This is a genomic window from Streptomyces sp. NPDC018610 (assembly GCF_044391765.1).
Classification (GTDB): domain Bacteria; phylum Actinomycetota; class Actinomycetes; order Streptomycetales; family Streptomycetaceae; genus Streptomyces.
Genome location: NZ_JBISAL010000008.1, coordinates 73,619 through 91,890, shown reverse-complemented (window position 1 = coordinate 91,890; position 18,272 = coordinate 73,619). Strand labels below are relative to the sequence as shown.

The 18,272-nt window shown below is 74.4% G+C and carries 18 protein-coding genes; 5 read left to right on the top strand and 13 right to left on the bottom strand.

Features of this window, described 5'->3' with window-relative positions; translation table 11 throughout:
* Positions 1 to 54: 54 nt before the first annotated feature.
* Complete coding sequence (locus tag ACH5A8_RS21190; protein WP_399004123.1) at positions 55 to 342, bottom strand: YiaA/YiaB family inner membrane protein; 288 nt, start codon at positions 340 to 342, stop codon at positions 55 to 57.
* An 83-nt stretch (positions 343 to 425) separates the two neighbouring features.
* The gene (locus tag ACH5A8_RS21185; protein ID WP_399004121.1) at positions 426 to 1,577 is read right to left on the bottom strand and encodes an acyl-CoA dehydrogenase family protein; all 1,152 of its coding nucleotides are present in this window, start codon (positions 1,575 to 1,577) and stop codon (positions 426 to 428) included.
* An 89-nt stretch (positions 1,578 to 1,666) separates the two neighbouring features.
* Here ACH5A8_RS21185 and ACH5A8_RS21180 point away from each other — a divergent pair, with 89 nt between their 5' ends.
* On the top strand, positions 1,667 to 2,308 hold the full coding sequence (locus ACH5A8_RS21180; protein WP_399004119.1) for a TetR/AcrR family transcriptional regulator: 642 nt from the start codon (positions 1,667 to 1,669) through the stop codon (positions 2,306 to 2,308).
* Positions 2,309 to 2,672: 364 nt separating this feature from the next.
* Here ACH5A8_RS21180 and ACH5A8_RS21175 read toward each other — a convergent pair whose 3' ends face one another.
* The 7 genes from ACH5A8_RS21175 to ACH5A8_RS21145 all read right to left on the bottom strand — a co-directional run bounded on the left by ACH5A8_RS21175 (position 2,673) and on the right by ACH5A8_RS21145 (position 10,083).
* Positions 2,673 to 3,755, bottom strand: a complete 1,083-nt coding sequence (locus ACH5A8_RS21175; RefSeq protein ID WP_399004117.1) for a zinc-binding dehydrogenase — start codon at positions 3,753 to 3,755, stop codon at positions 2,673 to 2,675.
* Positions 3,756 to 3,769: 14 nt separating this feature from the next.
* Positions 3,770 to 5,158, bottom strand: coding sequence for an aldehyde dehydrogenase family protein (locus tag ACH5A8_RS21170; protein WP_399004115.1), 1,389 nt, complete (start codon positions 5,156 to 5,158; stop codon positions 3,770 to 3,772).
* A gap of 160 nt (positions 5,159 to 5,318) precedes the next feature.
* A complete protein-coding gene (locus ACH5A8_RS21165; protein WP_399004113.1) occupies positions 5,319 to 6,671 on the bottom strand; it encodes an ABC transporter ATP-binding protein in 1,353 nt (450 codons plus the stop codon).
* A 372-nt stretch (positions 6,672 to 7,043) separates the two neighbouring features.
* Positions 7,044 to 7,766: a class F sortase gene (locus ACH5A8_RS21160; RefSeq protein WP_399004111.1), complete on the bottom strand. Its 723-nt coding sequence runs from the start codon at positions 7,764 to 7,766 to the stop codon at positions 7,044 to 7,046.
* Positions 7,753 to 8,448, bottom strand: a complete 696-nt coding sequence (locus tag ACH5A8_RS21155) for a hypothetical protein (protein WP_399004109.1) — start codon at positions 8,446 to 8,448, stop codon at positions 7,753 to 7,755. The genes ACH5A8_RS21160 and ACH5A8_RS21155 overlap by 14 nt, the downstream gene beginning before the upstream one ends.
* Before the next feature lie 301 nt (positions 8,449 to 8,749).
* Positions 8,750 to 9,406, bottom strand: coding sequence for a TetR family transcriptional regulator (locus tag ACH5A8_RS21150; RefSeq protein ID WP_399004107.1), 657 nt, complete (start codon positions 9,404 to 9,406; stop codon positions 8,750 to 8,752).
* Positions 9,403 to 10,083, bottom strand: coding sequence for a hypothetical protein (locus tag ACH5A8_RS21145; RefSeq protein ID WP_399004105.1), 681 nt, complete (start codon positions 10,081 to 10,083; stop codon positions 9,403 to 9,405). Before ACH5A8_RS21145 ends, ACH5A8_RS21150 begins: the two co-directional genes overlap by 4 nt.
* 150 nt (positions 10,084 to 10,233) lie before the next feature.
* On the opposite strand from ACH5A8_RS21145, the gene hmgA reads away from it, so the two are divergent.
* The 4 genes from hmgA (at position 10,234) to ACH5A8_RS21125 (ending at position 14,913) form a co-directional block, all read left to right on the top strand.
* Positions 10,234 to 11,550 (top strand): homogentisate 1,2-dioxygenase, encoded by a 1,317-nt coding sequence (gene hmgA / locus ACH5A8_RS21140; RefSeq protein WP_399004104.1) that lies wholly within the window; start codon positions 10,234 to 10,236, stop codon positions 11,548 to 11,550.
* A 26-nt stretch (positions 11,551 to 11,576) separates the two neighbouring features.
* The gene (locus tag ACH5A8_RS21135) at positions 11,577 to 12,326 is read left to right on the top strand and encodes a GntR family transcriptional regulator (protein WP_399004102.1); all 750 of its coding nucleotides are present in this window, start codon (positions 11,577 to 11,579) and stop codon (positions 12,324 to 12,326) included.
* A 39-nt stretch (positions 12,327 to 12,365) separates the two neighbouring features.
* Complete coding sequence (locus ACH5A8_RS21130) at positions 12,366 to 13,544, top strand: type ISP restriction/modification enzyme (protein ID WP_399004100.1); 1,179 nt, start codon at positions 12,366 to 12,368, stop codon at positions 13,542 to 13,544.
* Positions 13,545 to 13,716: 172 nt separating this feature from the next.
* The gene (locus ACH5A8_RS21125) at positions 13,717 to 14,913 is read left to right on the top strand and encodes a CaiB/BaiF CoA transferase family protein (protein WP_399004098.1); all 1,197 of its coding nucleotides are present in this window, start codon (positions 13,717 to 13,719) and stop codon (positions 14,911 to 14,913) included.
* 63 nt (positions 14,914 to 14,976) lie between these two features.
* Here the strand turns inward: ACH5A8_RS21125 and ACH5A8_RS21120 are convergent, their stop codons facing one another.
* The 4 genes from ACH5A8_RS21120 to ACH5A8_RS21105 form a co-directional block, all read right to left on the bottom strand.
* Entirely contained in the window at positions 14,977 to 15,246 is a 270-nt protein-coding gene (locus ACH5A8_RS21120; protein WP_009187810.1) for a hypothetical protein, read from the bottom strand.
* A gap of 115 nt (positions 15,247 to 15,361) precedes the next feature.
* Complete coding sequence (locus ACH5A8_RS21115) at positions 15,362 to 16,207, bottom strand: anti-sigma factor domain-containing protein (protein WP_399004096.1); 846 nt, start codon at positions 16,205 to 16,207, stop codon at positions 15,362 to 15,364.
* A complete protein-coding gene (locus ACH5A8_RS21110) occupies positions 16,204 to 16,746 on the bottom strand; it encodes a sigma-70 family RNA polymerase sigma factor (protein WP_399004094.1) in 543 nt (180 codons plus the stop codon). The genes ACH5A8_RS21115 and ACH5A8_RS21110 overlap by 4 nt, the downstream gene beginning before the upstream one ends.
* A 178-nt stretch (positions 16,747 to 16,924) precedes the next feature.
* Positions 16,925 to 17,731 carry an SGNH/GDSL hydrolase family protein gene (locus ACH5A8_RS21105; protein WP_399004092.1) on the bottom strand — a complete coding sequence of 269 codons (807 nt, stop codon included), beginning with the start codon at positions 17,729 to 17,731 and terminating at the stop codon, positions 16,925 to 16,927.
* Positions 17,732 to 18,272 lie beyond the last annotated feature (541 nt).

The following is an 18,272-nucleotide window of genomic DNA, read 5'->3' as shown; positions in this document are numbered from 1 at the left end:
ACCGCCGAAGCTGAGCGGTCGCTTAGTCGGCGGAGCGGGAGCGCCGGGACCGCTTCACAGCTTCTCGAAGGGGTCGTGCTCGGCGAGCAGCTTCTCCAGCCGGGCCTGGTCGACCCGGCTGACGATCTGTCCGGCCTCCTGGCGGTCCCTGATCACCTTGGCGAGCGTGAAGGCGGAGGTGACCAGGTACAGCACGGCGACCGCCAGGAAGGCCCGCACCCAGGCGTCGGTGTCGAGGCGGAAGATGCCGACGGCGGTGGCCGCGAGGGCGACGGCGAAGGAGGCGACGGCCTGGCCGTAGAAGGCGGCCGTGTTCTGCTGCTTGACCGGTGTGTCACTCATGCCGGAAGCATCGGCGAAGGCGGCCCCCACCACATCCGCCGCGGTACTCAGTCCGGGTACTCATAAGCCCGGGCGCACCGGGCTCAGAAGGCGGAGACCCCCGTCAGCGCCCGGCCGATGACCAGCTTCTGGATCTGGCTGGTGCCCTCGTAGAGGGTCATGACGCGGGCGTCGCGCAGCAGCTTGCCCGCCGGGTACTCGTCGATGTAGCCGTAGCCGCCGAAGACCTGGAGCGCGTTGTTGGCGGCGCGCACGGCGGCCTCGGAGGCGAACAGCTTGGCCTTGGAGGACTCGACCGTGAAGGGCAGGCCGCGGTCGATGAGGTCGGCGACCCGCCAGGTCAGCAGCCGGGCGGCGTCCACGTCGACGGCGATGTCGCTGATCAGCTCCTGCACGAGCTGGTGCCGGGCGATGGGCTTGCCGAACTGCTCGCGCTCGCCGGCGTAGCGGACCGCGGCGTCCAGCGCGGCCTGGGCTATGCCCACGCAGCCGGCCGCCACCGACATCCGGCCCTTGGCCAGCGCGGACATCGCGACGGAGAAGCCCTTGCCCTCCGGGGCGAGCATCGCGGAGGCCGGCACGCGCACGTCCTCCAGGACCAGTTCGGCGGTGGCCTGGCCGCGCAGGCCCAGCTTGCCGTGGATGGTGCGGCGGCTCAGGCCCGGGGTGTCGGTGGGGACGAGGAAGGCGGAGACGCCCTTGTGGCCGGGGGCGTCGGTGGAGCGGGCGAAGAGCAGGACGACGTCGGCCCAGGTGCCGTTGGTGATGAACATCTTGGCGCCGTTGATCACGTAGTCGTCGCCGTCGCGCACCGCCCGGGTGGCGAGGTTGCCCGCGTCGGAGCCGGTGCCGGGTTCGGTCAGGCCGAAGCAGCCGACGTACTCGCCGGAGGTCAGGCCCGGCAGCCAGCGCCGCTTCTGCTCCTCGTCGCCCCAGGCGGCGATGGTCTTGGCGACCAGGCCGAGGGAGACGGAGACGATGCCGCGCACGGAGGAGTCGCCGCGGCCGAGCTCCTCGGTGACCAGGCAGTAGGCGAGGTGGTCGCCGCCGGAGCCGCCGTACTCCTCGTCGACGGTGAGGCCGAGGAAGCCGACCTCGCCGAGCTTCTTCACGATCGCCCGGTCGACCTCCTCGGCGCGGTCCCAGGCGACGACGTCGGGGGTGATCTCCCGCTCGACGAAGTCCCGGGCGAGCTGCCGCACCGCGGTCTGCTCCTCGCTGAGTCCGAGGTTCATGACGGATCACCCCACAGATGACAGATCTTGAAAGCCGTACATTTAAATTATCACTGCTAGTTTTATGTCGCAGCCCTACTATGTGCGCCATGGCCCGACCGCGCAAGCCCCTCCTCAGCACCGACCGCATCGTCACGACGGCGCGGGACCTCGTGGACGCGGAAGGCCTGGCGGCCGTCTCCACCCGGCGGCTCGCCGCCGAACTCGGGGTGAGCGGGCCCTCGCTCTACAACCACTTCCGCACCAAGGACGAGATCCTGGAGGCGGTCGCGGACTCGGTGAGCGCGCAGGTCGACCTGTCGATGTTCGAGGACGGGCGGGAGTGGCGGACCGCGCTGCACGACTGGGCCGTCTCCTACCGGGCCGCCCTGCGCGACCATCCGAACATCGTCCCCGTCCTCGCCCGCGGCCCCGGACGCCGCCCCGCCGCGCTGCGGCTGGCCGACGCCGTCTACGGCGCGATGGTCGACGCCGGGTGGCCGCCGGCCCAGGCGACCTCCATCGGCGCGCTGATGCGCTACTTCATCATGGGCTCGGCGCTCGGCTCCTTCGCCGGCGGCTTCGTGGACGACGCCAGCGCCTACGACCCCGCCGACTACCCGCACCTCGGGCAGGCGCATCTGCTGGCCGACCAGCAGGAGAAGATCGACGAGCGGGCCTTCGAGGCGGGACTGTCCGCGCTGCTGGACGGCCTGGCGCAGCAGTACGAGCAGGTCGGGCGGGGGGCGTAGTCCGCACGCGGCACATCGCGCCGCTCGGGGCCCGGCTGCCGGGCGACGCGATGCCGCCGCGGCTGCCGGCGGGCGTGGCGGTGTCGCGTTCCCGGCCGCGGCGACGGGGGACGGAGCCGGCCGCGCCGACGGCCCGCCGGCGGCGCGAGCACGCGTCCTGAGGAGCGTGGCCGGGGCGGGTCCGGGACCGAGGGCCGGGGCTCGGGCGATGGTCCCCCACGGCGGCCGGCCACCCGCGGGCGGCCGGGCGCCGCGGGTCGTCGGGGTGCCGAGGCGCCCGTGGCTCGCCGGCTCGGAGAACCGGGGCGCCGCGCGGTGACCCTGACTCGGGCGTCCGAAGGCCGGGGGCGTGCCGTCGGCGGGGTCAGAAGACGACCAGGGCCCGGCCTCCCTTGCCGGCGGTCATGTTCTCGAAAGCCGCGGGGATGCCGTCGAGGGCGATGCGCTCGGTCACCAGGGCGCCCAGGTCGAGGCGGCCGGCGCGGACGTGGCCCGCGAGGACCGGGAGGTCCCTGGCCGGGTCGGAGTCGCCGTAGACGCAGCCGGTCAGGGTGCGGCCCCAGTGGAAGATCTCCAGGGCGTTGAAGGTGACCCGCTCCTCCTTGCCGCCGATGCCGACGACCGTCGTACGGCCGCCCCGGCGGGTGGACTCCCAGGCGGCGCGGATGGTGACCGCGCGGCCCACGCACTCCACGGAGACGTCGACGCCCTGCTTCCCGGTGAGCGCGCGGATCTCGCGGGGCGTGTCCTCGGAGGCGACGACGTAGTCCGTGGCGCCCGCCGCGCGCGCCAGTTCCTCCTTGTGCGGGGAGACGTCCACGGCGATGATCCGCGCGGCGCCCGCGATGCGCGCCGCCTGCAGGGTGGCGAGGCCGACTCCGCCGACGCCGAAGACCGCCACCGTCTCCCCCGGCTGGACCTTCGCCGAGTGGTGGATCGCGCCGTATCCGGTGAGGACCGCGCAGCCCAGCAGGGCGGCGTCGGTCAGCGGGACGCCCTCGGGCAGCGGCAGGACGCAGGAGGCGGCGACGACCGTCTCCTCGGCGAAGGCGGCCACGTTCAGCCCGGGGTGCAGTTCGGTGCCGTCGGTGGTGCGGGCGTGGACGCCGGCGGCGCCGTTCAGCGCGTTGGCGCACAGCCACACCTCGCCGAGCGAGCAGGCGTGGCAGCTCCCGCAGGACGGGGCCCAGTTGAGGACGACGCGGTCGCCGGGCGCGACATGGGCGACGCCCTCGCCGACGGCGAGCACGGTGCCGGCGCCCTCGTGGCCGAGGACGGCGGGCACCGGGACCCGCATGGTGCCGTTGGTCAGCGACAGGTCGGAGTGGCAGACCCCGGCGGCGGCCAGCCGCACCCGGACCTGGCCGGGCCCGGGTTCCGGCAGCTCGATCCCGGTGATCTCCAGCGGGGCGCCGATGGCGGGCAGGACGGCGGCACGTACGGCCATGTCTCGGAACTCCCTTAGAACTGGAGGGACTTGGTCTGGAGGTATTCGGCGAGTCCGTGCCGGCCGAGTTCCCGGCCGACGCCGGACTGCTTGTAGCCCCCGAAGGGGGCGAGCGGGTTGAACCGGCCGCCGTTGATGTCGACCTGGCCGGTGTCCATCCGGCGGGCGAAGGCGACCGCCTCGGCCTCGTCGCCCGCCCAGACCGCGCCGGCCAGGCCGTAGACCGTGCCGTTGGCGATGCGCACGGCGTCGTCCTCGTCGTCGTAGCGCAGGATCGACAGGACCGGGCCGAAGATCTCCTCCTGGGCGATGGTCATCGTGGGCGTGACGTCGGCGAAGACTGTGGGGCTGACGAAGTAGCCGCGCTCGCGCGGGGATTCCGCCCCGCCGGCGACCAGCCGCGCGCCCTCGGCCACGCCCTTGCCGATGTAGCCGCGCACACGCTCGTGCTGCTTGGCGTTGACCAGCGGGCCGATGCGGTCGCCGTACTTGGCGGCGGCGGCCGCCGCCAGCTCGACCGCCTCGTCGTACCGGTCGCGGTGGACCAGCATGCGGGTCCAGGCGCTGCACGTCTGGCCGGAGTTGGACATGACGTTGGCCACGCCGACGTTCACCGCCTTGGCGAGGTCGGCGCTCGGGAGGATCACGTTGGCGGACTTGCCGCCCAGTTCCAGGGCGACCCGCTTGACGGCGGCGCCGGCCGTCGCGCCGATCTGCCTGCCGACGGCCGTGGAGCCGGTGAAGGAGACCAGGTCGACGTCCGGGTGCTCGGCGAGGGCCTGGCCGGCGACCGGGCCGAGCCCGGTGACCAGGTTGAGGACGCCGGCCGGCACCCCGGCCTCGTCGGCCGCCTCGGCGAACAGCTGGGCGGTGAGCGGGGTGTCCTCGGCGGGCTTGAGGACGACCGTGCAGCCGGCGGCCAGCGCGGGGGCGGCCTTGGCGACGATCTGGTGCAGGGGGTAGTTCCAGGGGGTGATCGCGCCGACCACGCCGACCGGCTCGTGGAGGACGGTGGAGTTGCCGACCTTCTCCTCGAAGGCGTACGTCGCCGCGAGGTCGGCGTAGGAGCCGGCGACCGCGATCGGCACGCTCGCGTGGACCGCCTGGGAGAAGGGCAGGGGCGAGCCGAGTTCGGCGGTGACGGTCTCGGCGATCTCGTCCTTGCGGGCCGCGAGCACGTCCCGCAGGGCGGCCAGCCGGGCGGCCCGTTCGGCGGGCGGCGTGGCGGCCCAGCCGGGGAGGGCGGCGCGGGCGGCGCGCACCGCCGCGTCCACGTCCTCGGCGGTGCCCGCGGGGACGGTGGCGATGACCCGCTCGTCGGCCGGGTTCACCACCTCGATGACGTCCCGGCCCGCGGCGGGCCGCCAGGCGCCGTCGATGTACATGCCGTCGTGTGCCTTCATGGTGCTCCTCCGGGGCGGGGCGGCGTCGTCCGCGTCCTCGGACCGCGGTCGCGTTCCTCGGGCCGCGGTCGCGTCGTCCGCGTCACAACCTACCGACAGCCCCATAAACTAGCGCCGATAGTTTTGTGGCGCCAGGGACGGCGGGGAAGTGTCCGCCGGGTCACTCCTCCAGGTCCGGCAGGTGGTCCGGGGCCGGGCAGATCCGCTCCCCGTTCTGGTCGAACACGAACAGGTGCGCGAGATCCACGAGCAGCGGCACCTGCATGCCCTGGCGGAGCCGGATGTCGGGGGTGGTGCGCACGACCAGGTCGCCGGGCAGGCGCGGCTCGGAGGCCGCGGCGAGGTCCGGCCGGTCCTCGCCGGCCTCGGCGGGCCGGTCGAGCACCCCCACGGAACCCGCGCGCAGCGCGCCGGCCCGCTCCCGCAGCCGTTCCAGGACCGTGCCGTCCCTGCGCCGCCTGCGGGCCGGACGGCGGGCGGGGCGCGGGGCCTCCAGTTCGGGGACGACGGCGGGGCTGGAGCCGGTGTCGAAGTGCACGAGGACCTCGTGGCCCTGGAACTCCAGGTGCTCCACCAGTCCGGTGAGCGGCACCTCGCCGGGCCGGGCGGCGCGGGGCTCGGCGATCCGTACGGCCTCCGAGCGCAGGCCCACGATGACCTCCCGGCCCTGCTGCACGCGCAGCAGCTGGTGGTCCAGGGTGAGCGGTTCGGGCAGCCGCAGGAACTGCTTGCCGAGGCTGATGGTCATGGCGCCGCCGAGCGGGGCGCGCACGAGGCCGCGCAGCAGGTTGATGCGCGGGGTGCCGACGAAGGCGGCGACGAAGACGTTGCGGGGCAGCGCGTACACGGCGCGCGGGGTGTCGACCTGTTGGAGGACGCCGCCGCGCAGTACGGCGACCCGGTCGCCCAGCGACATGGCCTCGGACTGGTCGTGGGTGACGTAGACGGTGGTGACCCCCAGCTCCCTGGTCAGCCGGGCTATCTCGGCGCGCAGGTGGTTGCGGAGCTTGGCGTCGAGGTTGGACAGCGGCTCGTCCATGAGGAAGGCGGAGGGGTGGCGGGCGATCGCGCGGCCCATGGCCACCCGCTGGCGTTCGCCGCCGGAGAGCTGCCCGGGGAAGCGGTCGAGCAGGTCCTCGATGCCGAGCATCCGGGCGGTGGCGCCGACGCGTGCGCCGTGGTCCGTGCCGGGCGACTCGATGCGCAGCGGGAAGCCGATGTTGTCGCGGCTGGTCATGTTCGGGTAGAGGGCGAAGTTCTGGAAGACCATCGCCATGTCGCGTCCGGCGGGCGGCAGGTCGTTGGCGTGCTCGCCGTCGAGCAGCAGCCGCCCCTCGGTGATCTCCTCCAGTCCCGCGATCATCCGCAGGACGGTGGACTTGCCGCAGCCGGAGGGTCCGAGCAGGACGAGGAACTCGCCCGGTGCGATGTCGAGCGACAGCCGGTCCACCACCCGGGTGCCCTTGCTGCCGTAGGTCTTGCTCACGTCGTGCAGAGAGATGGCGCGTGTCATGAAGCATGCCTTCGGGGACTCACCAGAGCGCAGGGCTCCGCGCGTCGGACGCCTCGTGCGGGTCGTACGGGGCTTGTGAGTCACGGAAGTTAACGGACTGTGCGCGCCCGGGGAAGACACCGGACGCGATCGGGCGCGGACGTCCGCCAGTTGAGAAAGCGGACGCCTCGGTTCAGAGGCGGGGCGGCGGTTCGGGGCAACCGTCAGGGCGTGTCGCGAGGTCGTCCGCCCGGAGGCGGGCCGCGCGGCGGCGGGCGGGACCTGCGCGACACGCCCTGGCCCCGGTTCTGCCGCCGCCGCTCGTCCCGGGCCTGCCGCCGCCGCTCGTCCCGGGCCTGCCGCCGCCGCTCGTCCCGGGTCTGCCGCCGCCGCTCACTTCGTCGACGTCAGATGGGCGAAGACCACGACGTTGCTGGAGTATCCGGTGCGCCGGGTGTAGAGGCCGCCGCAGGTGATGACGTGCAGCTCGGGGCGGCGGGCGGGGCCGTACACCTCCTTGTCGGGGAAGCGGTCCTTGTCGAAGACCCGCACCTTGTCCACGGTGTAGACGGCGGTACGGCCGTCCGCGCGCCGGACCTCGACGGCGCGGCCCGGCTCCACCTGACCGAGCGCGGCGAACACGGCGGCGCCGGTCGTGGTGTCGCGGTGCCCGACGGCGACGGCGGTGCCGGATTCGCCCGGGGTGGGACCGCCCTCGTACCAGCCGACCAGTCTCGGCTTGTCGACCGGTGGCGTCCCCAGCTGCCGGTGGGCGTCGAGGCCGACGCCGACGACCGGCGCGTCGATGCCCAGGGAGGGGATGCGCAGGGTCGTCGCCCTGGACGGCGGCAGCGGTGCGGGCGGCGGCGTGGAGGGCGCCGAACCGCCGGCAGAGGGGGACTGCGCGCCGTCCCGGCCGCCGTCCGCGCCTTCGTCGTCCGTGCCGTCGGCGCCGGCCCTGGCCGGTCCGGCGGCCCGGTGCGGCGCGACGAGCTCGTGGTGCCCTCCGCACCGGACCCCCGCCGTCACCAGAACGGCCGCGAGCACGCCGGTCCTGACCAGGCGGTAGGCGCGGGTCCGGTACCAGGGCCTGCGTCGGCGCCTACGCGGCACCATGGGGACGCCGGCGCATCAGCCGGAAGTACGCGACCCCGCTCACCACGACCAGGCCGACGGCCGCCGCCCCGGCGACCGGGGAGAAGGCGGCGGCGGCGACCAGACCGCCACCGCCCGCGTGCACGCCGCCCTTGGGGCCCTGCCCGTCCCGGCCCGCCGGCGCGCCGCCGCGCGACCCGTTGTCGTCGCGCGCCTGGTCGCCGTCGCCGCGCTGCTGGTCGTCGATCTGCCGGCCGGGGCCCTGGGCGCCCTCCTGCCGCTCCTCGTCATGGCAGTCGATGCGGAACAGCTTCTCCTTGGAGATGCCCGCCACGGTCCAGATGAGCTTGTACTGGCCGTCGGACAGCATCAGCGGGTCGGTGTGGCCGGCGCCGTTGGCGAGCGGGATGGTGCCGGTGACGGTGGCCCTGGTCGGCAGCGGGGGCTGGGCCTGGATGGTGTAGCCGATGGTCGGCAGGACATCGAAGTTGACGGCGTCGAGGTAGAAGCGGCAGACGGCGGGGTCGTCCTTCGAGACGCCGAAGGGCACGCCCGCCCGGTGGATCTTGATGTCGCCGGCCTCTCCCTGGGCCATGGCGTCCGGCGCGGCCAGCCATGCGGCGCTCGCCGCGGTGAGGGCCGTCAGGGCCGCGGCGGCGCCGACGCGGGAGCCGAAGGACCGTGGGATCGTCAGGGTGGGCATGCGCGTTCCTCCGAGTCAGACGATTTTCATACAAATCGCTCTTTCACCTGACTCTCTTTCACACCCACACCCCGCGCCACGGCAGCCCCGCCGACGCGCCGCCCGATGTCGCCCGTCCGGCGCAGCGACGGGGGTCCGCACGGGGCTCGCGCGGCGCGCACGGCGGAGGCGCGGGGCGCGCGGCGGTGCCTGCGGTGTGCCCGGTGCCTGCGGTGTGCGCGGTGCGGGCGATGTGCGCGGCCCACTTGGTCTGCGCGGCCCGCCCGGTCCGCGCGTCCCGTGCCGTGCGCGGGGCCCGCGCTCAGTCCAGCACGCGCCCCAGATACGCCCGCAGCAGCTCCCGCGTCTCCTCGATGATCCTCTCGTCACCCTCGGGGTCGACACGGAAGGCCAGTTGGACGAGGGTGTCGGCGGTCTCGACGGCCACCAGGAAGACGCGGCGCAGGTCGTCGTCCGGTTCCCGCTGCAGGTGGCCGGAGAGGAGCTGGGTGAGGCGGCGGGCCACGCGGTGGTTCGGCTCGGCGCGCCGGGCGCCGAGGGGGACCTGGTTGCCGAAGTCGACGAGGGAGAAGCCGGGGGCGGTGCGCTTCATCGCCAGGTACTCGTCGAGCACGGCGTCCACGGCGACGCGCCAGCCGCCGGCCGCGGGCGCGTCGGCCCCCTCGCCGGTCGCCGGCTCCCCGGCCGTCTTCTCCAGACGCTCCAGGACCCGCTCGGTGTAGCGCTCGAAGTTGCGCTGGGCGAGCGCGTCGGCCATCGCCCGCTTGTTGCCGAAGAACCGGTACACGGAGCCGATGGGCACACCCGCGCGCTGGGCGACGGCGCGCGTGCTCAGGGCGTCGTAGCCGACCTCGTCGAGGAGGTCGGCGCAGGCGTCGAGGATCCTGGTCAGCCGTTCGGCGCTGCGCCGCTGCACGGGGGCACGGCGGAGCGAGGTCGCATGGTGCACGCGCATCATGATGCATCCCCGCGGCAACCGGGAGAACCGCGCCCCGTGCCGCCGGCCCCCGACGGGCCCGGGCCGCACCGCGCCGGGGCCGCGCCCGACGGCGAGGCGGTGACGTCCGCAACGCCCTGCGGGTCCGGGCTCGACGGCGAGGCGGTGACGTCCGCCGCGCCCTCCGGGTCCGGGCTCGAGGGCGAGGCGGTGATGTCCGCCGTGCTCTGCACCGGCCGGCCCGCCACCGCCCACACCGTGTCGTCGTCGGCGTAGAGCCGGGCGGTGACGTGGTGGGTGCCACGGGGGACGAGCCCGGCGGACAGGCGGTAGTCGGCGGCGTGCAGGCGGCCGATGAGCCGGCCGTCCACCAGCAGGTGGGCGAGGCCGCGGCCGGCCGTCGCCCGCGCGGCCGTGCCGGCGGGCGAGAAGCGGAAGCGCCGGACGGTCAGCCGCACGTCCCAGCTGCCGTCGGCGTCGGGCCGCACCTCGACGCCGACCTCGGGCGCCTCCTCCTGAGCCACCTCACGGTAGGGCCGTCCCTCCTCGTCGGTGTGATCGATGACTTTGCCCACGGGTGTGGGCGAATTCCCCTCCGTGCTGCCCCGCGCACCGCCCGCGCCGCAGCCCACCGGCCCGACGGACAGCAGGACGCAGACCGCGAGCGCGGCGAGAGGTCCGCGCGTCCACGACGTCATGTGCGGAGACTAGAACAACGGTCCGACTTCCCGGATCCCCCTGAAGTCTGGTTCCCGCCCCTCCCCGCGACGGACGCCCCAGGCCCTCTTGCGCCCGGGAAAACGCAATCCTACGGTGTCCCATAGGAATCAGGTGGCAAGGGAGCGATCATGAGCGGGGACGCACGCAAGAGGGCCGAGGCGCTGGCCTACCTCTCCGGTTTCGGCAACGAGCACGGCTCGCAGGCGGTTCCTGGCGCACTGCCCGAGGGCCGCAACTCACCGCAGCGCGCCCCCCTCGGGCTGTACGCGGAGCAGCTCAGCGGGACGGCGTTCACCGAGCCGAGGGCGCACAACCGCCGCTCGTGGCTGTACCGCGTGCGCCCCTCGGCAGCGCACCCGCGCTTCGTCCGCACGGGCAACGGCGCGCTGCGCACCGCGCCGTTCACCCAGGCCGTGCCCGACCCCAACCGGCTGCGCTGGAACCCGCTGCCGCATCCGGAGCCCGGGACGGACTTCGTGGCGGGCCTGTGGACCCTCGGCGGCAACGGCGACGCCACCCAGCGCACCGGCATGGCGGTGCACCTCTATCACGCCGATTCCTCCATGGAGCGCGTCTTCAGCGACGCGGACGGCGAGCTGCTGATCGTCCCCGAGCAGGGCGGGCTGCTGCTGCACACGGAGTTCGGGCTGCTGCGCGCCGAGCCGGGCGAGGTGGCGCTGATCCCGCGCGGGGTGCGCTTCAGGGTCGAGCTCCTCGACGCGACGGCGCGCGGATACGTGTGCGAGAACTACGGCGCCGCGTTCCGCCTCCCCGACCTCGGCCCCATCGGCGCCAACGGCCTCGCCAACGCCCGGGACTTCCGCGCGCCCGTCGCCGCGTACGAGGACGTCGAGGGTCCCGTGGAGGTCGTGAACAAGTTCTGCGGCAACCTGTGGACCGCCACCTACGACCACTCGCCGCTCGACGTCGTCGCCTGGCACGGCAACTACGTGCCCTACGTCTACGACCTGCGCCGCTTCAACGTCATCGGGACCATCTCCTACGACCACCCGGACCCGTCGATCTTCACGGTGCTGACCTCGCCCTCGGACACCCCGGGCCTGGCGGGCGTGGACTTCGTGGTGTTCGCGCCACGCTGGCTGGTGGGCGAGGACACCTTCCGGCCGCCGTACTTCCACCGGAACGTGATGAGCGAGTACATGGGCCTGATCGAGGGCGCCTACGACGCTAAGGCGGAGGGCTTCGTGCCGGGCGGCGGCTCGCTGCACAACATGATGTCGGCGCACGGGCCGGACCGGGAGACCTTCGACCGGGCGAGCGCGGCGGAGCTGAGGCCGCAGAGGATCGACGACGGACTGGCGTTCATGTTCGAGACCCGCTGGCCGGTGACGCTGACGCCGCACGCGGCCCGCGCGGACCACCTCCAGCAGGGCTACGACGACGTCTGGCAGGGCCTCGAACGCAACTTCCGCCCCTTGCACTGATCGGCCCCTACCGGTACGGATGGCCCGTGACCTCCTTCGCCCCGGACTCGATCGTCCTGAACCGCAAGCTGCCGCTGTGGTACCAGGTGTCGCAGTCGCTGCGCGCCTCGATCCTCGGCCGCTCGTCCCTGGACCCGCTGCGCCTGCCCACCGAGGAGCAGTTGGCGGGGCACTACGGGGTGAGCGTGCTGACCATGCGGCAGGCGCTCAAGGAACTGGAGGACGAGGGGCTGATCACCCGGCACCGGCGGCGCGGCACGTTCATCGAGCCCGGGGCCCGGCGCGGCGCGCCGGTGCGGCTGCTGGGCTCGGTGGACGCGATCGTGGCCCAGCAGTCCGGCATGACGACCGAGCTGCTGGAGCACGGCACGGCGCCGGTGCCCGCCGAAGTCGCCGAGTTCTTCCCGGATCTCGGCGAGGTGGCGACGTACCACCGGCTGCGCGGCGACGAGAAGACGGGCGAGCCGACCAACCACGCCCGCAACTACGTCCGTCCGGAGCTGGCCGGGCAGATATCACCGGACGATCTGGTGCGCTGGCCGATGACCAAGGTGCTGCGGGACGTGGTGGGGGCGGACATCAGCCGGATCACGGACACCGTCGAGGCACGGCTCGCCGATCCGGAGACGGCGCGGCTGCTCCAGGTCCCGCTGCTCAGCCCGATCCTGCACTACACGGGCGTCACCTACGACACGGCGGGCCGCCCGCTGGACGTGGTGGTCATCCACTACCGGGGGGACCGCTTCTCCTTCACGGTCACCCTCGACGCCACCTGACGACGGTCCCCGCCCCGCCCGCGCCGCGCAAGTCGTACGATGCCGGGCGTGCCGTACGACGACGACGCTCCGCCGCTGGCGGACCTCATGCCGTGGTCCGTCGCACCGCCGCGACTGGGGCGCCGGTGGCCGACGGCCCCCGACGCCGCCTGTCTGCGGGCCCGTTGGGATGCTCTGCTGCGGGCCGGCGGCCCGGAGCGCGAGGCCCTGTTCGAGCCGACGCGCGCGCGTACGGCGCACACGGCGGTGGCACGCCTGCCGGGCGGGTCCGGCGGCACGGAGAAACTGATCCGGGCCTCGGGGCCGTGCCCGGAGCCGGTGCGGGTGCTGGCGGCCCCCTTCGACGAGCAGTGGCTGATCCCCGACCACCGGCTGATCGACGCGGCCCGCCCCGAGCTGTGGCGGGTTGCGGACGCCCGGCAGATCTTCGCGGTTCAGACGCCCGCCGCCCCGGACTTCGGGCAGCCGCTCCTGCTGGCGACGTCGCTGCCGCCCCTGCTGAGCCCGGCCCGGATCCGTCCCCTGTACCGCCGTCCCGGGGCCGGGGAGCCCAATCTCGCGCCCGGTCTGCTGGAACACCTGGCCGTCCGCCTGGGCCATGCCCCCGACCCGGTGGACGTGCTCGCCTGGACGCTGACGGCCGTGCGGCCGGGACCGGACGGCCTCGTGGTGCCGCTCACCGGGGACCCCGTGCGCTGGGCGGCCGGTGTGGCGGCGGGCCGCCGCACGCTGTGGCTGATGCGCCGTGACGGCGAGCGCCCCAAACTGCCCGGCGGCCGGCGCCCGTACGTCCGCGCACCCCTGCCGCCCCGGCCGCTCGCCCTGCGCTACGACGGCGAGGAGGAGACCCTGTACCTGGACGAGGGCCGCATCTCGCCGGTGCCGCGGGCGGCCTGGGACTTCGCGACCGGCTCGGGCCGGGTCCTGGAGCAGTGGTTCGCGGCCCGCACCGGGCCCGTCGAGGCGGAGGGCCTCGCGGCGATCCGTCCGGCGGCGTGGCCGCAGGCGTGGACCTCCGAGCTGCTGGAGCTGATCACGGTCCTCGCCCTGCTCGCCGAGCCGGGACCCGGCCGGGACGCGGCCGAGGACGCCCACGCGATCGGCGCCGCGGAGCTGCGGGCGGCTGGCGTCCTGCCGGTCCCGCGCGCCGCGCGCCGGCCGGCCACCGTCCTCGACCACCAGGAGGAGGGGCCGGAGGGACAGTTCGCCCTCATCTGAGGGCGTCCCCGCCCGGCGGCGCGGCCCGGCCGCGCGCCCCGGCGGCGCGGCGCGAGGCCGTCCGGCCGGTGCCGGGCCGCACGCCGCCGCGGGGCCCCGAGGCGGCGGTGGCGCGGCAAGCTCCCGGACCCGCTGCTGACAAGGGCGCCGGGCCCGGGTCATGATCCAGCGCATGGACCAGCTTCCCCTGCCCCTGGAGGGCATCACCGTCGTCGCCGTCGAGCAGGCCGTCTCGGCCCCCTTCGCGACCCGGCAGCTCGCCGATCTCGGCGCGCGGGTCGTCAAGGTCGAGCGGATCGACGGCGGCGACTTCGTACGCGGCTACGACACCGCCGCCGGCGGCCTCGCCTCCCACTTCGTGTGGTGCAACCGCGGCAAGGAGTCGATGGCTCTGGACCTGAAGGACCCGCGGGGCCTGGCCGTCGTACGGCGGCTGGTCGCGGAGGCGGACGTGTTCGTGCAGAACCTCGCCCAGGGCGCCGCCGCCCGGCTGGGACTGGACGCGGCGACGCTGTGCGCCGCGCACCCGCGGCTGATCGCCGTCGACATCTCCGGCTACGGCTCCTTCGGCCCGTACGCGGACAAGCGGGCGTACGACATGCTCGTGCAGTGCGAGGCGGGGCTGGTGTCGGTGACCGGGACGCCCGGACAGCCGGTGAAGGCGGGGATCCCGGCGGCGGACATCGCGGCGGCCATGTACGCCTTCTCCGGGGTGCTGGCCGCCCTGGTGCGGCGCGGCACGACCGGGCGGGGCGGGCCGGTGGAGGTGTCGATGCTGGAGGCGCTGGCCGAGTGGATGGGGCATCCGCTGCACCACGCGATGCACGGGGGCGCCGCCCCGGCGCGCACGGGCCTGGCGCACGCCGTCATCGCGCCCTACGACGCGTACGGCACGGCGGACGGCGGGCGGGTGCTGCTGTCGGTGCAGAACGACCGGGAGTGGCGCAGGCTCGCCGAACACGTGCTGGAAAAGCCGGAGTTGGGCGAGGACGCGGCGTTCGCGACGAACGCGGCGCGGGTGGCGAACCGGAAGCGCACGGACGAGCTGGTGGCCGAGGCGCTGGGCGCGCTGGACGCCGACGAGGCACAGGCGCGCCTGGAGGCGGCGGGGATCGCCTGCGCGCGGATGCGGGACGTGCACGAGGTGGCCGGTCATCCGCAGCTGGCGGCCCGGGAGCGGTGGCGGGAGGTAGGGACGCCGGCCGGACCGCTGCGGGCGCTGCTGCCGCCGGTCACGCTGCCGGGCGGGGCCGAGGCGCCGATGGGGGACGTGCCCGCGCTCGGTCAGCACACCGAGGCGCTGCTGCGAGCCGTGGGGATGCCGGACGACGAGATCGCAGCGTTGCGCCGGGACGGGGTGGTGGCCTGAGCGCGGGCCCTGACGGGCCGCTCCGGGGACGCCGATGGCGTCTCCGGAACGCGCCGGTGGCGGTCAGCGACCGCCGAACAGCGAGCGGCGCAGCCGGCGCAGGGGCGCGAACAGCGACACCCGGCTCACCCGTGCGCCCCTGCCCGTGCGGTCGTGCGCGGTGTCACGCGCGGTCAGCTCGCGCATCAGCAGGGTCGCCTCCGCCGCCTCGCGCTGCGGGACGGCGGGGCCGCCCAGTACCGCGAGATGGCGGTCGAGACGCGAGCTGGTCGCGCTGCTGCCACAGGTGATCGCAGGGACCCTCGCCCTGCTGCGCACTGTTATCTGCTCCATGTCACTCCCCACCCGTACGAGTCCACCCGGCCCGGGCAGAGTAACCCTATCTCCCCGCCGGGGCATGCGTGTATCACGGTCACAGGATTCACCTTCCCCGTAAGGGTGTTGACGACTACTCTCCGAATCCGACCGATTTCAAGGCGAGTTGGACAATCGGCAGGTTGCTGGGCCGGGCTGATCCTCCCTCGGGTTCCACGGTTACGGCCAGTGATGCCGCCGAGTTGGCGAGTCCGGAGGCGACGAGGGGCGTTTCGCCCGTGAGGAGCCCGAGTGATCGCGGTTGTGCGCCGGGGCGCGTGACCCAGAGCTGGCGCACCCTGCCACGGGGCGCAGCCGGGTACCCGCGCAGGGTGATCACCGCGCGCCCCTCGCCGGCGGAAGCGATCACTCCGATACCGCGGCCCCGCGCGTCCCGGCCGACGGCGGCCCGGGCGTCGGGGGCGGCGAGAACGTGGGCGATCTCACGTGCCCGGTCCCGCTGGGCGTCCAGTTCGTCCTGGGTCCGGCCGGCCCGGACGGCGAAGAGGGCGGCGACGACGAGGGCCGCGGCGGCGGTCGTCGCGGCGAACGGGACGAACAGCGGGCGCGGACGGGCCGTCCGCGGACGCGCGGGCGGCGGCCGGTCGCCCCGGACGTGCCGGCGCGGCCGGGAGGCGCGCCCGCGGGCGGGGCCGGGCCCGGCGCCGCCGTCCGGCCCGGCGGGCGCGGGGTCCTGCGGGGTGTCGCGTACGGCGGCCAGCACCCGGTCGCGCAGTGCCGGGGGCGCGGGGGCGGCGGCGGAGCAGGCCAGCCGCGCCGCGTCCTCGGACAGTGCGCGCACCTCGGCGGCGCAGGGCGGGCAGGCGGCCACGTGCCGCTCGAAGCGGATCCGTTCGGCCGCCTCCAGGGCGTCGAGGGCGTAGGGCGCGGCGAGGGAGTGCGGGTCATCGCGGCGGTGGAGGCGGTCGGCGAGGCTCATGCGGCGCCTCCCAGGCACTCGCGCAGCCGGGTGAGTCCGTCGCGCATCCGGGTCTTGACCGTGCCCAGGGGCAGGGAGAGCCGTTCGGCCACCTCCCGGTAGGTGTACCCGTCGTAGTAGGCGAGGGTGACGGACTGGCGCTGGAGGGCGGTGAGGCGGCGCAGGCAGCGCCGCACCCCTTCGCGTTCGAGACCGGCCTCGACCTCCTCGGCGACCTGGTCGAAGGCCGGGACGCCGCCCAGCGCCGCCTCGCGCGTCTCGCGTTCGCCGGCGGCGCGGGCACTGCGCACCCGGTCGACGGCGCGGCGATGGGCGAGGGTGAGGGCCCAGGACAGGGCGCTGCCGCGCCCGGGGTCGAAGCGCCGGGCGGTGCGCCACAGTTCGAGCAGTACCTCCTGGACCACCTCCTCGGACTGCGCGGGGTCGCGCACCACGCGGCGTACGAGCCCGTACACGGGCCCGGACACCAGGGCGTACAGCTCCTCGAACGCCTTGTGGTCGCCCCCCGCCACGAGCAGCAGGAGTTCGTCCGCCTCCACTCGTCCTCCCCTCTCACCGGGCGCGTCCGGCGCTCGCGCCCCGGGACGGAATACGGATCGGCGGCGCGAAAACGCGGGTCGGGCGCGAGGAGAGGGACGGAGACCCCGGCGTGCGCGGGGCCTCCGTGTCGTGCGCGGTGCGTGAACCGCCCTCAGAAGGCCGGGCGGCGGGGACGGATCAGGCGGCGTTGGTGAGGACCGGCAGGTATCCGCCGGACTGGCCGGCGGCCGTCGGGTGGTAGGACTCGCCGATGTCGAGCCAGTTGACGCTGTGCAGCCAGGAGTCGCCGGAGCAGATCTCGTGGCCGTTGAACGTGGTGCGGACATCACCGAAGGCGAAGCCGTGGTCGGCGGCGGCCTTGGCGATGGTGGCGTTCATGAGGTCGGAGGCGTCGTTGATGGCGGAGCGCTTGGTGGCGGACAGGCCGAGGCAGGTCTGGCCGAGCATGTAGAAGCGGGGGTAGCCGATGACGACCACGCGCGCGGAGGGCGCCTTGCTGCGGATCACCGAGTAGAGGTTGTCGAGCTTGCCGGGCAGGGTCGAGGTGACGTACGCCCGGGCGGTGTTGATGCGGGAGACGCAGGTGCTGTCGGAGGAGGTCACGCAGGTCGTCATCACGTCGGCGAACCCGGCGTCGTTGCCGCCGATGGTGATCGAGACCAGGGACGTGGCGGAGTTGAGCGCTCCGAGCTGGCCCGAGAGGACGTCGTCGGTCTTGGCGCCCGAGCAGGCGGTGAAGGAGAACGACGCGGGCGAGTGGGCGGCGTTCCAGAGGTAGGGGTAGGACTTCGTGCTGCGGTCGCAGCTTCCGCTGGAGCTGATGTAGCTTCCGGCGCCCACGCCCGAGGAGTAGGAGTCGCCGAGGGCCACGTACCCGCCCGCCGCGGCCTGTTGGGACGCCTGGGCGGAGGCCGCTCCGGTGAGAGCGAGACCGACGGTCAGGAGGAGCGAGCCGACATGGGCGGCGATTCTGGAGCGTCTCATGGAACCTCCCTTTAGCAGGATCTCTGCGTCAACTGTGGTAGCAGCTACGCGCGTTGACTGGAAGTGTTCATGCCAAAATTTTTTCGCCGCTCAACCAGAGATCAGCGCCCCGTACGCGTGTCCGACACTCCGTCAGCGGGGCGCGTGAAGGCGGGTGGAGGGGCGAAGGGTGACCCGTACGGGTGGCATGCGCCTCTTGACGGGCTCCGCGCGGCCGCGTGACGTCGAAGCCCGGCATCCGGCGCCTCGGGGGCGAAGTCGCCCATGCGGACATCCGCGGCGCGACCGTTTCGGCGGCGGGCGCCGCGACGGCCGTCACCGTTGTGCGGGGCCCTGACCGCGTCCGGCTCACCGCCGCGCGGTCCGTCGGCACCCTTTCCTCCCGCTCGCGGCGCCGTCGCCGCACTGCTGCGCGGGCCGGATCCGGCCGCCCGGGCGCTCGTCGGCCGGGCGGGCGTGGTGGCGCCCGACGCCTCGGCGCCCTCACGTGCGGCGCCCGCGGTGCCCGCGCCGCCGGGCAGCGCGTCGACCAGGGCCACCA